The organism is Streptococcus oralis subsp. dentisani, assembly GCF_007475365.1.
Lineage (GTDB): Bacteria > Bacillota > Bacilli > Lactobacillales > Streptococcaceae > Streptococcus > Streptococcus mitis_AX.
This window is the reverse complement of record NZ_CP034442.1, coordinates 1,422,419-1,435,884: the sequence shown is the minus strand read 5'-3', so window position 1 is coordinate 1,435,884 and position 13,466 is coordinate 1,422,419. Positions and strand designations below refer to the sequence as shown.

The following is a 13,466-nucleotide window of genomic DNA, read 5'->3' as shown; positions in this document are numbered from 1 at the left end:
AAACTCAGTTGGTTAACCCAACTGAGTTTTGAAGTCTTATTTAATCTTTCCAAAGTTCTTTAACTTTTGCTTGTACTTCTGCATTTTCTAGGAATTCATTATAGGTTTCATCGATACGATCAATGACGCCATTCTTAGACAAAACAATGATATGATTTGCCAAAGTTTGAATGAACTCGTGGTCATGACTGGCAAAGATGATGGATTCTTTAAAGTTTTTCAATCCATCATTTAAGCTTGAGATAGATTCCAAGTCTAAATGATTTGTTGGATCATCAAGTACAAGGACATTTGATTTCAAGAGCATGAGTTTTGAGAGCATGACACGTACTTTTTCTCCCCCTGACAAGACGTTTACAGTTTTGTTAACCTCATCACCAGAAAAGAGCATACGACCAAGGAAACCACGTAGGAAAGTATTGTCATCTTCTTCTTTACTTGCAAATTGACGCAACCAGTCAAGGATTGACTCTCCCCCTGCAAAATCAGCTGAGTTGTCTTTTGGCAAGTAAGAACGGCTAGTAGTAACTCCCCACTTGACAGTTCCTTCATAGTCAATGTCACCCATGATTGCACGAATTAATGCAGTCGTTTGGATATCATTTTGTCCAATAAGAGCTGTCTTATCACCTGGACGCAAGATAAAGCTGATATTATCTAAAATAGTCTCACCATCAATCTTTACAGTTAGATTTTCTACTGTCAAGAGATCATTACCAATCTCACGCTCTGCTTTAAAGTTGATAAATGGATATTTACGACTAGATGGCACAATTTCTTCTAGTTCAATCTTGTCAAGCATTTTCTTACGTGATGTAGCTTGTCTTGATTTAGAAGCATTAGCAGAGAAACGAGCAACGAATTCTTGCAATTGTTTAATTTTTTCTTCTGCTTTAGCATTACGGTCTGCTAACAATTTGGCAGCAAGCTCAGAAGATTCCTTCCAGAAGTCGTAGTTTCCGACATAGAGTTTGATTTTTCCAAAGTCAAGGTCGGCCATGTGAGTACATACTTTGTTTAAGAAGTGGCGGTCATGGGATACCACGATGACAGTGTTATCAAAGTCAATCAAAAAGTCTTCTAGCCATGTAATTGATTGGATATCCAAACCGTTGGTTGGCTCGTCCAAAAGAAGAACATCTGGTTTGCCAAAAAGTGCTTTGGCAAGGAGAACTTTTACTTTTTCACCATTGGCCAATTCGCTCATGTTTTGGTAGTGCAATTCTTCTGGAATATTTAGGTTTTGAAGTAGTTGAGATGCTTCACTCTCTGCTTCCCAACCTCCAAGTTCAGCAAACTCACCTTCGAGTTCAGCTGCACGAACACCATCTTCATCGGAAAAATCTTCCTTCATGTAAATAGCATCTTTCTCTTTCATAATGCTATAAAGTTTTTCATTTCCCATGATAACGACATCAATGACGCGCTCATCTTCATAGTCAAAGTGATTTTGACGAAGAACAGAGAGACGTTCATCCGGACCAAGAGAGATGTGACCAGTTGTAGGTTCGATATCACCAGCTAAAATTTTTAAGAATGTAGACTTCCCAGCACCATTAGCACCAATTAATCCGTATGTATTTCCTTCTGTAAATTTGATATTGACATCATCAAAAAGTTTGCGATCACTAAAACGTAGTGAAACATCAGATACTGTAAGCAATGTTTTTCTCCTATGATATGTAATACATTTATTCTACTAGAAAAGAGAGAAATATTCAAATTTTTATTCGTCAATTTTATGTCAACTAAGTTTACAATTGTGTTTACAACGAAGGAGAACTTTGATTTAAATAATTTTCTGTTATTTTAACAAAAAAATGCTATAATTGAAGAGACCATTTCGAAGGAGAAAAAAATGACGAAACCCATTATTTTAACAGGAGACCGTCCAACAGGTAAACTGCATATTGGACATTATGTTGGTAGTCTAAAAAATAGAGTATTACTGCAGGAAGAAGACAAGTATGACATGTTTGTTTTTTTGGCGGACCAACAAGCATTGACAGATCACGCCAAAGACCCTCAAACGATTGTAGAATCGATTGGGAATGTTGCCTTGGATTACCTAGCAGTTGGATTGGATCCTAGTAAATCGACTATCTTTATTCAAAGTCAAATTCCAGAGTTGGCTGAGCTGTCTATGTACTATATGAACTTGGTATCACTAGCTCGTTTGGAACGGAATCCGACAGTAAAAACAGAGATTGCTCAAAAAGGATTTGGAGAAAGTATTCCGACAGGTTTTTTGGTTTATCCAATTGCGCAAGCAGCTGATATCACAGCCTTTAAGGCTAATTATGTTCCTGTAGGAACAGACCAAAAACCAATGATTGAACAAACTCGTGAAATTGTTCGTTCCTTTAATAATGCTTATAATTGTGATGTATTGGTGGAACCAGAAGGGATATATCCAGAAAATGAGAGAGCAGGACGTTTGCCGGGTCTAGATGGAAATGCTAAAATGTCTAAATCTCTTAATAATGGTATTTATCTAGCAGATGATGCGGATACTTTGCGTAAAAAAGTCATGAGCATGTATACTGATCCGGACCATATTCGAGTGGAGGATCCGGGCAAGATTGAAGGAAATATGGTTTTCCATTATCTAGATGTGTTTGGTCGTCCAGAAGATGCTCAAGAAATTGCGGATATGAAAGAACATTATCAACGTGGTGGTCTTGGTGATGTGAAGACGAAACGTTATCTACTTGAAATATTAGAACGGGAACTTGGTCCTATTCGTGAGCGCCGTATCGAATTTGCTAAGGATATGGGAGAAGTGTACAATATGCTTCAAAAAGGTAGTGAAAAAGCGCGTGAGGTTGCGGGGCAAACTTTATCTGAAGTTAAGGGAGCAATGGGACTAAATTATTTTAAATAATAGATAAAATATGAATCGTAAAACTATCTCTTCCATAGAATCACAGGGATAGTTTTTTTATGTTTTCTGTTATAAATATAATTGACAAATTTTCATAGAATGGTATGATAGATACAATACAAAAAGAGTCAAGCTCAAAAAGAAAGAAAAGAGGAAACTTCAATGTCTAATTGGGATACTAAATTTTTAAAAAAAGGTTTTACCTTTGATGATGTATTGCTCATTCCAGCAGAAAGTCATGTGTTGCCTAATGATGCAGATTTAACAACAAAATTGGCAGATAATCTGACTTTAAATATCCCAATTATTACAGCCGCCATGGACACGGTCACAGAAAGTCAAATGGCCATTGCCATTGCTCGTGCAGGTGGTCTTGGAGTAATCCATAAAAATATGTCTATTGCACAACAGGCAGATGAAGTTCGCAAGGTAAAACGTTCTGAAAATGGTGTTATTATTGATCCCTTCTTCTTGACTCCAGAACACACTATTGCTGAAGCAGACGAACTGATGGGACGTTACCGTATCAGTGGTGTTCCAGTTGTGGAGACACTTGAAAATCGAAAATTGGTTGGTATTCTAACAAATCGAGATCTTCGCTTTATTTCAGATTACAATCAACCAATCTCAAATCATATGACCAGTGAAAATCTTGTCACTGCTCCTGTGGGTACAGATCTTGCAACAGCTGAAAATATTCTTCAAGAACACCGTATTGAAAAACTTCCTTTGGTTGACGAAGAAGGTCGCCTTTCTGGCTTGATTACTATTAAGGATATTGAAAAAGTGATTGAATTTCCAAATGCTGCTAAAGATGAATTTGGTCGTCTTCTAGTTGCTGGAGCGGTGGGTGTCACTTCAGATACATTTGAACGTGCAGAGGCTCTCTTTGAAGCAGGGGCTGACGCAATTGTTATTGATACTGCACATGGTCACTCTGCTGGGGTTCTACGTAAAATTGCTGAAATTCGTGCTCACTTCCCAGATCGTACTTTGATTGCTGGTAATATTGCAACTGCAGAAGGTGCGCGTGCTCTTTATGATGCGGGTGTGGATGTTGTCAAAGTCGGGATTGGACCAGGTTCTATCTGTACTACTCGTGTGATTGCAGGTGTAGGTGTCCCACAAGTGACAGCAATTTATGATGCGGCAGCAGTTGCGCGTGAATATGGTAAAACAATCATTGCTGATGGAGGAATCAAGTACTCTGGAGATATTGTAAAGGCCCTTGCTGCAGGTGGAAATGCAGTTATGCTTGGATCAATGTTTGCTGGAACAGATGAAGCGCCAGGAGAAACGGAAATATTCCAAGGACGTAAGTTTAAGACTTACCGTGGTATGGGATCAATCGCTGCAATGAAGAAAGGTTCAAGTGACCGTTACTTCCAAGGTGCGGTCAATGAAGCAAACAAACTCGTTCCAGAAGGAATTGAAGGTCGTGTTGCCTATAAAGGCGCAGCAGCTGATATTGTCTTCCAAATGATTGGTGGTATTCGCTCTGGTATGGGTTACTGTGGTGCAGCTAACCTTAAAGAATTGCATGACAATGCTCAATTTATCGAAATGTCAGGTGCTGGTCTCAAAGAAAGTCATCCACATGATGTTCAAATTACTAATGAGGCACCAAACTACTCCATGTAAGAAATAAAAAAGAACTCCTGAAATTCAGGAGTTCTTTTTTGTTTACAAAGGTGTCAATTTTAATTTACAGATATTTTACCGTTTTGGATATTGAAAATACTAAGATTTTCTGGTAAGTTTTGCAAGTGGTCTAAACTTGTTGTTGTAATAAAGGTTTGGATAGATTGAGAAATGGTTTCTAGTAATTTTAGTTGCCGTGTATTGTCAAGTTCGCTCATAACATCATCAAGCAGTAGTATCGGAGACTCGTTGGTAATACTTTCCATTAGCTCAATCTCTGCTAGTTTGATAGAAAGTACAAGACTACGATGTTGACCTTGGCTTCCAAAACTAGCGTCCATACCATTGATATAGAAAGTAATGTCATCTCGATGAGGGCCGACACCAGTATTCTTTTTAAATAAATCTCTTGATCTACTCTTCTCTAAAGCCATTTTAAAAGAATCCATTAAGACTTCTTCATTAGTGAAGTTGACAGTTGATTGATAAGATATTGACAACTCTTCTGATTGATTTGAAATTTCTAAGTGTTTTTTTTGACCAAATTTCTCTAAGTCTTTAATGAATTTTATCCGATGCTTTATGACGCGGCAACCATACTCTACTAACTGATCATCTAAGACCGACAAAAATGTTTCGTCAATCTTTTGACTGGATTTTAGGTAAGTATTTCTTTGCTTGAGTATATGGTTATAGTTTGACAGGTCTGACAAGTAGATTGGTTTAATTTGTCCCAGTTCTATATCTATAAACTTTCGACGAACGGAGGGCGCTCCTTTAATTAACTGGAGATCTTCAGGTGCGAAGAGAACCACATTCATATGTCCGATATAGTCTGAGAGGCGAGCTTGTTTTAAGTGATTGACTTTAGTCACACGCCCTTTTGGTATTAAATCAATTTCTAGAGGGATAGAGCCTGTTTTTTTCTGTAGTAATCCAGAAAGATGGAGTTGTTCTTCATCAAAATGAATGAGATTTTTATCTGTCCGAGTACGATGACTACGTGTCAAGGCTAAGAAATAGATTGCTTCGAGAATATTAGTCTTTCCTTGTGCATTTTGACCTAAAAAGATGTTTAATTTTGGATTAAAATCAATTTTTGCCTCTTTGTAATTTCGAAAGGTCTTAATTGTTAAATGTTGAAGCCACATAGTTATCTTCCTGGAAAACGTGGAGCTTGTTTGGCTTTAGGTGATGAAGTAGTTTTTTGTTTTTCTTTCTTTACACCCTTGTTCATCTCTTTGACAAGTTTAGCAATCCGCTCTTTTTCAATCTTATCTGCTTGGTATTCTTCTTGCTCTTTTAAACTTGGTTGTGTCAAGGTGATGTCAATTTTTAAATCAGGGATGTCAATCGTATCTCCAATACGGATTTTTTTCCCACGTCTACTTTCTAATTCACCATTAAAGTAAACTTGATGCTCTATTAGAAAGGATTTGATAGCACCGCCGCTTTGTATAATTCCAAGCTCTTTTAGGAGAGCTTGGAGCGTAATAAATTCTTCAAATAATTTGTATTCCATAATTCACCTCAATCTAAGGTATTATACCATATTTTCCCTGAAATAACTGAAGGAAAGTCAGTCAAAATGAAAACGATTTTACTCTTTAAAGCTATAAAGAGAACAAGAAAAATTTTGATTTTCGTGGTATAATAGAACTCTATATGTAAGGAGGTAAGATATGGAGTTAGTGCCTGGAATTTCAGCACATTTTGTTCAATCCAAAAAGTTTAAAACAAATAAAATCACTGTTCGTTTTACTGCTCCCTTATCTCTTGAGACAATAGCAGGCCGCATGTTAAGTGCGAGTATGTTGGAGACGGCAAATCAAGTTTACCCAACATCACAAGCATTTCGCAGATATTTGGCAAGTTTGTATGGAACAGATATTTCTACGAGTGCTTATCGTAGGGGACAGGCACATATTCTTGACTTAACATTTACCTACGTGCGGGATGAGTTTTTGAGTAAAAAAAATTTCTTGACTTCTCGAATTTTGGAATTGGTGAAACAGACTTTATTTGCTCCCTTAGTTGTAGATGGAGCCTTTGAACCAACCTTATTTGAAATTGAAAGAAAACAGTTATTGGCCAGTTTGGCTACTGATATGGATGATTCATTTTATTTTGCTCATAAGGAGTTGGATAGCTTGTTCTTCCGTGATGAGCGTCTTCAATTGAGATACAGTGATTTACGAAATCGCATTTCAAATGAGTCTCCGGAAAGTAGCTACACTTGCTTTCAAGATGCTCTGAAAAATGATCGAATTGATTTCTTTTTCTTGGGTGATTTTAATGAAGTAGAAGTGAAGGAGTGGTTGAGGTCATTCTCCTTTACTGGGCGTCAAATCGATGTCAAGCCTCAGTACCAACAACCATATTCAAATGTCCTTCGGGAAGGAATGGTTCGTAAGAATGTGGGCCAATCTGTTTTGGAATTGGCTTACCATTGTTCTACGAGCTATGGAGACAAGCATCATTTGGCCATGGTAGTAATGAATGGTCTATTAGGTGGTTTTGCTCACTCTAAGCTTTTTACAAATGTTCGGGAAAATGCTGGTCTAGCTTACACTATCTCCAGTCAATTGGATTTATTTAGTGGTCAATTGAGGATGTATGCTGGCATTGATCGGGAAAAGCGCAATCAAGCTAGGAAGTTGATGAATCATCAATTACTTGAACTAAAGAAAGGTAATTTTACAGATTTGGAGATTGAACAGACTAAGGAGATGATTCGCAGAACCTTATTGCTTGCGCAAGATAGTCAGAGCTCACTAATCGAGCGAGTTTACTTGAATAGTTTGTTAGGGAAATCTACATCAGATTTTGACAATTGGATTGAAAAATTAAATCAAGTTGATAAAGAAGCTATCTGCAAAGCAGCAAATAGTGTTCGGTTACAAGCGATATACTTTATGGAAGGAATAGAATGACACCAGTTACCTTTGAAGAAAAATACTATCCTGCTGTAAAGGAGACGGTTTATCAGACTCGTCTATCAAATGGATTGACAGTGTCTCTCCTTCCTAAGAAACAATTTAATGAAGTTTACGGAGTTGTAACAGTTCGATTTGGATCAGTAGACACAAGCTTTACACTATCTAAAAAAGGTTTACAGTGTTATCCAGCTGGAATTGCACATTTTCTTGAACATAAACTATTTGAGAGAGAAAATGCTGAAGATATTATGGAGTCTTTTACACGCTTGGGAGCTGATAGCAATGCTTTTACAAGTTTTACAAAGACGAGCTATTTGTTTTCAACAATAGATCATTTATCAGAAAATTTGGATTTGCTTGAGGAGTTGGTAACAGTTGCTCATTTTACAGAAGAGTCAGTTGAGAGAGAGAGGGAAATTATCCAACAGGAACGTGAGATGTACCAAGATGATCCAGATTCGCGTCTGTTTTTTGCAACATTAGCAAATCTTTATCCCAATACTCCTCTGGCAGCAGATATTGTTGGAAGTGAAAAGTCAATTAACAATATCCAGCTAAATGACTTAAAAAATAACTTTACAGCCTTTTACAAACCTGTAAATATGTCTTTGTTTTTAGTTGGGAATTTTGATGTAGATACAGTTGAGAACTATTTTTCGCAAAAGAAACTTAGAAACTTGGAAGAAATGGTAGTAAGGAAGGAGAAGCTTACTTTACAAGCTGTCAAAGAAACAGATAACCTTCGGATGGAAGTCTCTTCACCAAAAATTGCTGTTGGAATTAGGGGAGCAGGTGAGGTGGCAGCAGAAGATTGCTACCGTTATAATATTTTGCTAAAATTATTGTTTACGATGATGTTTGGTTGGACTTCTGAGCGATTTCAAAAGTTATATGAGAATGGGAAGTTAGATGCGTCATTGTCACTTGAGGTTGAAGTCAACAGTCGCTTTCATTTTGTGATGTTGACGATGGAAACGAAAGAACCTGTTTCGTTGTCTCATCAATTTCGAAAGGCTATTCTCAACTTTACGAAAGATTCAGATCTTACAGAGGAACATCTCGATCTTGTTAAGAGTGAGATGTTTGGGGAATTTTTTAGTAGTATGAACTCCTTGGAGTTTATTGCGACACAGTATGAACCAGTCGACAGAGGAGAAACTATTTTTGATTTACCAAAAATTTTACAAGAAATTACTTTAGACGATGTTCTTGAAGCAGGTCATCGTTTGATAGATGGTGGTAATCTAGTTGATTTTACAATCTTTCCAGCTTAAAAGATTAAGTAACCCTAGAAAGAAGGAATGCTAAGTATGAGAAAAAAAACAATTGGTGAGGTTCTGCGTCTAGCCAGAATTAATCAGGGATTGAGTATAGAAGAACTGCAGGCAAAAACGGATATTCAGATGAATTTATTAGAAGCTATGGAGGCTGATGATTTTGATCAACTTCCTAGTTCATTTTATGCTCGTTCTTTTTTAAGAAAATATGCCTGGGCGGTTGAATTGGACGAGCGAATCATTTTGGATGCCTATGATTCGGGAAGCATGATTACCTACGAAGAGGTAGATGTTGATGAAGAAGACTTGTCTGGTCGCAGACGATCAAATAAGAAAAAAACGTCTTATCTCCCCTTGTTTTATTTCGTTCTATTTGCTTTGTCGATTTTAATTTTTGTGACTTATTATGTTTGGAATTATATCCAGACTCAACCAACGCGTCCTTCTTCGCCTAATTATAGTGTTGTTAGCTCAACTAGTTCCACAACCTCTTCTAGTTCATCTTCTAGCAGTCAGACGTCTAGCTCATCTTCTTCTTCAGCATCAACTATTACAGTTTCGGGTGAAGGAAACCGCATTGAAGCTCGTTATAAAACGAATAAGGATACAGCTACTGTTCAACTGGCAGTTTCGGATGCAACTAGCTGGGTTAGTGTCTCAGGAAGTGAACTTGAAGGTGGTGTGACCCTGTCGTCAGACAATAAAAACGCAAAAACAACAGTTTCGACGAAAGAACCTGTGACGATTACTTTGGGTGTAGTGAAGGGAGTTACTTTAACTGTGGATAATCAAACAATCGATACCTCGAAGCTGACAACTCAGACTGGAACTGTGACACTTACATTCACTACAGATTAAGGAAAAACCAATGAAAAAAGAACAAATCCCTAATGTATTAACAATTGGTAGAATTCTCTTTATACCTCTCTTTATTCTTATTTTGACTTTGGGCCATTCACAAGGCAGTCACCTGCTGGCAGCGATTATCTTTGCAGTTGCTAGTGTAACAGATTATCTTGATGGCTACCTTGCTCGTAAATGGAATGTGGTTAGCAACTTTGGAAAGTTTGCAGATCCAATGGCGGATAAGTTGCTGGTTATGTCAGCTTTCATCATGTTGATTGAGTTAGGTATGGCTCCAGCTTGGGTTGTTGCTATTATCATCTGTCGTGAACTCGCTGTGACAGGCCTACGTCTGTTGCTCGTTGAGACGGGTGGAACGGTTCTGGCGGCAGCAATGCCTGGGAAAATCAAGACCTTCAGTCAAATGTTTGCGATTATCTTTTTGCTCTTACATTGGAATTTAATTGGGCAACTGCTGCTTTATACAGCTTTGTTTTTCACTATCTACTCTGGTTATGATTATTTTAAGGGTAGCGCTCATGTATTCAAAGGAACATTTGGTTCGAAATGAAATCGATTATTGAAGTAAAAAATCTGTCTTTTCGTTATAAGGAAGATCAAGATCATTATGATGTTAATAATGTCTCGTTTCACGTGAAACGTGGGGAGTGGCTCTCAATTGTAGGTCATAATGGGAGTGGAAAGTCAACAACTATTCGTTTGATTGATGGTTTGCTTGAAGCAGAGTCTGGAGAAATCTGGATAGATGACCAACTGCTGTCTTCTGAGAATGTTTGGGACTTGCGTCGACAAATTGGTATGGTTTTTCAAAATCCAGATAATCAATTTGTGGGGGCAACTGTTGAAGATGATGTTGCTTTTGGCCTAGAAAACCAGGGACTTCCTCGTGAAGAAATGAAGAAGAGAGTGGCTGAATCTTTGGAGTTAGTGGGTATGCTGGACTTTAACAAGAGAGAACCAGCTCGCTTATCTGGTGGACAAAAACAACGTGTGGCTATTGCAGGAGTTGTTGCCTTGAGACCAGCTATTTTGATTCTGGACGAGGCTACAAGTATGTTGGATCCCGAGGGGCGCAGAGAACTGACTCAGACTGTTCAAGAGATTCGAAAAGACTACCAGATGACAGTCATCTCCATTACGCACGACTTAGAAGAAGTTGCGATGAGTGATCGTGTCTTGGTCATGAAAAAAGGCCAAGTGGAGTCAACCAGCAGTCCAAGAGAACTTTTTTCTCGGGATGACCTTGACCAGATAGGGTTAGATGAGCCTTTTACTAATCAATTGAGAGAATCTTTGAGAGAGACTGGTTATCAGTTGCCGGATGGATATTTGACAGAAGGAGAGCTAGAGGACAAGTTATGGGAATTACTCTAGAAAATGTGAGCTTTACCTATCAAGAGGGGACACCCCTATCTTCATCAGCCTTGACTGATGTTTCTTTGACGATTGATGATAATTCCTATACAGCTTTAGTAGGGCACACAGGTAGTGGGAAGTCAACGATTTTACAGCTTTTAAATGGCCTATTGGTACCAAGTAAGGGTTCTGTTCGAATTTTCGATACTGTCATTACTCCTATATCAACCAATAAAGAAATTCGCCAGATTCGAAAGCAAGTCGGTCTAGTGTTTCAATTTGCTGAAAATCAGATTTTTGAAGAGACTGTTTTGAAAGATGTTGCATTTGGACCGCAAAATTTTGGAGTTTCTGAGGAAGAGGCCAAGAAAATTGCGCGTGAAAAGTTAGCCTTGGTAGGCATTGATGAGTCACTTTTTGAGCGCAGTCCTTTTGAACTTTCGGGTGGCCAGATGAGACGTGTGGCTATAGCAGGTATGCTAGCGATGGAGCCAACTGTCTTAGTTTTGGATGAGCCGACAGCTGGACTAGATCCTTTGGGCAGAAAAGAATTGATGTCCTTGTTTAAAAAACTCCACCTTTCTGGAATGACAATCGTTCTGGTAACGCATTTGATGGATGATGTAGCTGAGTATGCTGATCAGGTCTACGTTATGGAAAAGGGGAGCTTAGTCAAAAGTGGTAAACCGAGCGAAGTTTTCCAAGATGTAGCCTTTATGGAAAATGTGCAGTTAGGTGTGCCTAAAATCACAGCCTTTTGCAAACGTTTGGCAGATAGAGGTATAGCTTTTAAAAAACTGCCAATCAAGATAGAGGAGTTTAAGGAGTCGCTAAATGGATAGTATGATTTTAGGGCGTTATATACCAGGAGATTCCATCATTCATCGCTTGGATCCCCGTAGTAAATTGCTCGCTATGATCCTGTTGATTTTGATTGTATTTTGGGCCAATAATCCCCTTGCCAATCTCATTCTTTTTGTAGCGACAGGTATATTTATCGCTTTGTCGGGTGTTTCTCTCTCATTTTTCGTTCAGGGATTAAAGTCCATGTTCTTCTTGATTGCCTTTACGACTCTATTTCAACTCTTTTTCATTTCAAGTGGGAATGTCCTATTTGAGTTTTCTTTTATAAGAATAACGGATTATGCGTTGCAACAAGCTGGAATCATTTTCTGTCGTTTTGTGTTGATTATTTTCTTTTCAACCTTGCTAACCTTAACGACCATGCCTTTGAGTCTGGCAGCTGCAGTTGAAGCTCTTTTAGCACCGCTGAAACGCGTGAAAGTTCCCGTTCATGAAATTGGTCTCATGTTATCAATGAGTTTGCGTTTTGTTCCAACCTTGATGGATGACACAACGCGAATTATGAATGCTCAAAAAGCCCGTGGAGTTGACTTTGGCGAAGGTAGCATCGTTCAAAAAGTAAAGGCTATGATTCCGATTTTAATTCCTCTTTTTGCGACGAGCTTAAAGCGTGCAGATTCATTGGCAATTGCCATGGAAGCGCGTGGTTATAAGGGAGGAAAGGGTAGAAGTCAGTATAGACAGTTGAGATGGAGTCAAAAGGATACACTGGCGATTCTTGTGATTCTGGTGCTGGGATGTCTCTTATTTTTCTTAAAATCTTAGTGGATTTGTAAGATTGATAAAAAATCACAGTAGTAGATCTTTAGTAAAAAGGTAGGAATATGAACCGTTTTAAAAAATCAAAATATCTAATCATCGTTTTTGTCACAGTTCTGGCAGTTTCTGTACTATTAGTGACAACCTATTCAAGTGCTATTGTGACAAAACTAGGAGATGGGATTTCTTTAGTAGATAGAATTGTTCAAAAACCCTTTCAATGGTTTGATACTTTCAAATCGGATTTGGGCCATTTGACGCAGACTTACAATGAAAACGAGAGTCTAAAAAAACAACTCTATCAATTAGAGGTGGAGTCTAATCAATCAGAACGTTTAAAAACAGAAAATGAACAACTACGTCAGTTGCTAGAGATGAAGTCAAAATTGCAGGCTACAAAAACCCTAGCAGCAGATGTGATTATGCGTGCTCCAGTATCTTGGAAGCAAGAGTTAACAATTGATGTAGGAAGTTTAAAAGGAGCTTCTGAAAATATGTTGGCCATTGCAAACGGGGGCTTGGTTGGTAGTGTTTCAAAGGTGGAAGATCATTCAACAACTGTCAATCTTTTAACCAACGCTGAAAACACGGATAAGATCTCTGTTAAAATCCAACACGGTTCTACTGAAATTTACGGAATTATCGTTGGTTATGACAAGGAATCTGAACTGCTTAAAATCAGTCAATTAAATAGTAATAGTGACATCAGTGCTGGAGACAAGGTGACTACAGGTGGGCTAGGAAACTTTAATGTCAAAGATATTCCTGTTGGAGAGATTGTTGGTACAACGCACAGCAGTGACTATCTAACACGAGAGGTAACTGTAAAGTTAAGTGCTGATATCAAAGATCTTCATGTGGTAGAGTTAGTGGGGAATTAGC

Annotated in this window: 13 protein-coding genes; 10 read left to right on the top strand and 3 right to left on the bottom strand. The window is 38.2% G+C overall.

Features of this window, described 5'->3' with window-relative positions:
• Positions 1 to 40: 40 nt before the first annotated feature.
• Positions 41 to 1,663, bottom strand: coding sequence for an ATP-binding cassette domain-containing protein (locus tag EJF26_RS07180; RefSeq protein ID WP_000958797.1), 1,623 nt, complete (start codon positions 1,661 to 1,663; stop codon positions 41 to 43).
• Between the two features lie 195 nt (positions 1,664 to 1,858).
• Between EJF26_RS07180 and trpS the strand changes: the two genes are divergently transcribed.
• Positions 1,859 to 2,884: a tryptophan--tRNA ligase gene (gene trpS / locus EJF26_RS07175; RefSeq protein ID WP_000165455.1), complete on the top strand. Its 1,026-nt coding sequence runs from the start codon at positions 1,859 to 1,861 to the stop codon at positions 2,882 to 2,884.
• A gap of 162 nt (positions 2,885 to 3,046) precedes the next feature.
• On the top strand, positions 3,047 to 4,525 hold the full coding sequence (gene guaB / locus EJF26_RS07170) for an IMP dehydrogenase (protein WP_000073410.1): 1,479 nt from the start codon (positions 3,047 to 3,049) through the stop codon (positions 4,523 to 4,525).
• 59 nt (positions 4,526 to 4,584) lie between these two features.
• Here guaB and recF read toward each other — a convergent pair whose 3' ends face one another.
• Positions 4,585 to 5,676: a DNA replication/repair protein RecF gene (gene recF, locus EJF26_RS07165; RefSeq protein ID WP_000266682.1), complete on the bottom strand. Its 1,092-nt coding sequence runs from the start codon at positions 5,674 to 5,676 to the stop codon at positions 4,585 to 4,587.
• A gap of 2 nt (positions 5,677 to 5,678) precedes the next feature.
• Positions 5,679 to 6,047, bottom strand: coding sequence for a S4 domain-containing protein YaaA (gene yaaA / locus EJF26_RS07160; protein ID WP_000455878.1), 369 nt, complete (start codon positions 6,045 to 6,047; stop codon positions 5,679 to 5,681).
• A 160-nt stretch (positions 6,048 to 6,207) separates the two neighbouring features.
• Between yaaA and yfmF the strand changes: the two genes are divergently transcribed.
• Genes yfmF through mreC form a run of 8 tightly spaced genes read left to right on the top strand, consistent with a single transcriptional unit; the run spans position 6,208 to position 13,465 of the window.
• On the top strand, positions 6,208 to 7,458 hold the full coding sequence (yfmF, locus tag EJF26_RS07155) for an EF-P 5-aminopentanol modification-associated protein YfmF (RefSeq protein WP_000424579.1): 1,251 nt from the start codon (positions 6,208 to 6,210) through the stop codon (positions 7,456 to 7,458).
• On the top strand, positions 7,455 to 8,738 hold the full coding sequence (yfmH, locus tag EJF26_RS07150; RefSeq protein ID WP_000189299.1) for an EF-P 5-aminopentanol modification-associated protein YfmH: 1,284 nt from the start codon (positions 7,455 to 7,457) through the stop codon (positions 8,736 to 8,738). Before yfmF ends, yfmH begins: the two co-directional genes overlap by 4 nt.
• A 36-nt stretch (positions 8,739 to 8,774) precedes the next feature.
• The gene (gene rodZ / locus EJF26_RS07145; RefSeq protein WP_001227951.1) at positions 8,775 to 9,599 is read left to right on the top strand and encodes a cytoskeleton protein RodZ; all 825 of its coding nucleotides are present in this window, start codon (positions 8,775 to 8,777) and stop codon (positions 9,597 to 9,599) included.
• Positions 9,600 to 9,609: 10 nt separating this feature from the next.
• Positions 9,610 to 10,155 carry a CDP-diacylglycerol--glycerol-3-phosphate 3-phosphatidyltransferase gene (pgsA, locus tag EJF26_RS07140; protein ID WP_000712152.1) on the top strand — a complete coding sequence of 182 codons (546 nt, stop codon included), beginning with the start codon at positions 9,610 to 9,612 and terminating at the stop codon, positions 10,153 to 10,155.
• Positions 10,152 to 10,979 (top strand): energy-coupling factor ABC transporter ATP-binding protein, encoded by an 828-nt coding sequence (locus EJF26_RS07135; protein ID WP_000835741.1) that lies wholly within the window; start codon positions 10,152 to 10,154, stop codon positions 10,977 to 10,979. The genes pgsA and EJF26_RS07135 overlap by 4 nt, the downstream gene beginning before the upstream one ends.
• Positions 10,964 to 11,803, top strand: a complete 840-nt coding sequence (locus tag EJF26_RS07130) for an energy-coupling factor transporter ATPase (RefSeq protein WP_000513201.1) — start codon at positions 10,964 to 10,966, stop codon at positions 11,801 to 11,803. The genes EJF26_RS07135 and EJF26_RS07130 overlap by 16 nt, the downstream gene beginning before the upstream one ends.
• Positions 11,796 to 12,590: an energy-coupling factor transporter transmembrane component T family protein gene (locus tag EJF26_RS07125; RefSeq protein WP_000377877.1), complete on the top strand. Its 795-nt coding sequence runs from the start codon at positions 11,796 to 11,798 to the stop codon at positions 12,588 to 12,590. The genes EJF26_RS07130 and EJF26_RS07125 overlap by 8 nt, the downstream gene beginning before the upstream one ends.
• 59 nt (positions 12,591 to 12,649) lie before the next feature.
• The gene (mreC, locus tag EJF26_RS07120; protein WP_001078969.1) at positions 12,650 to 13,465 is read left to right on the top strand and encodes a rod shape-determining protein MreC; all 816 of its coding nucleotides are present in this window, start codon (positions 12,650 to 12,652) and stop codon (positions 13,463 to 13,465) included.
• The last annotated feature ends 1 nt before the right edge of the window (position 13,466 follow it).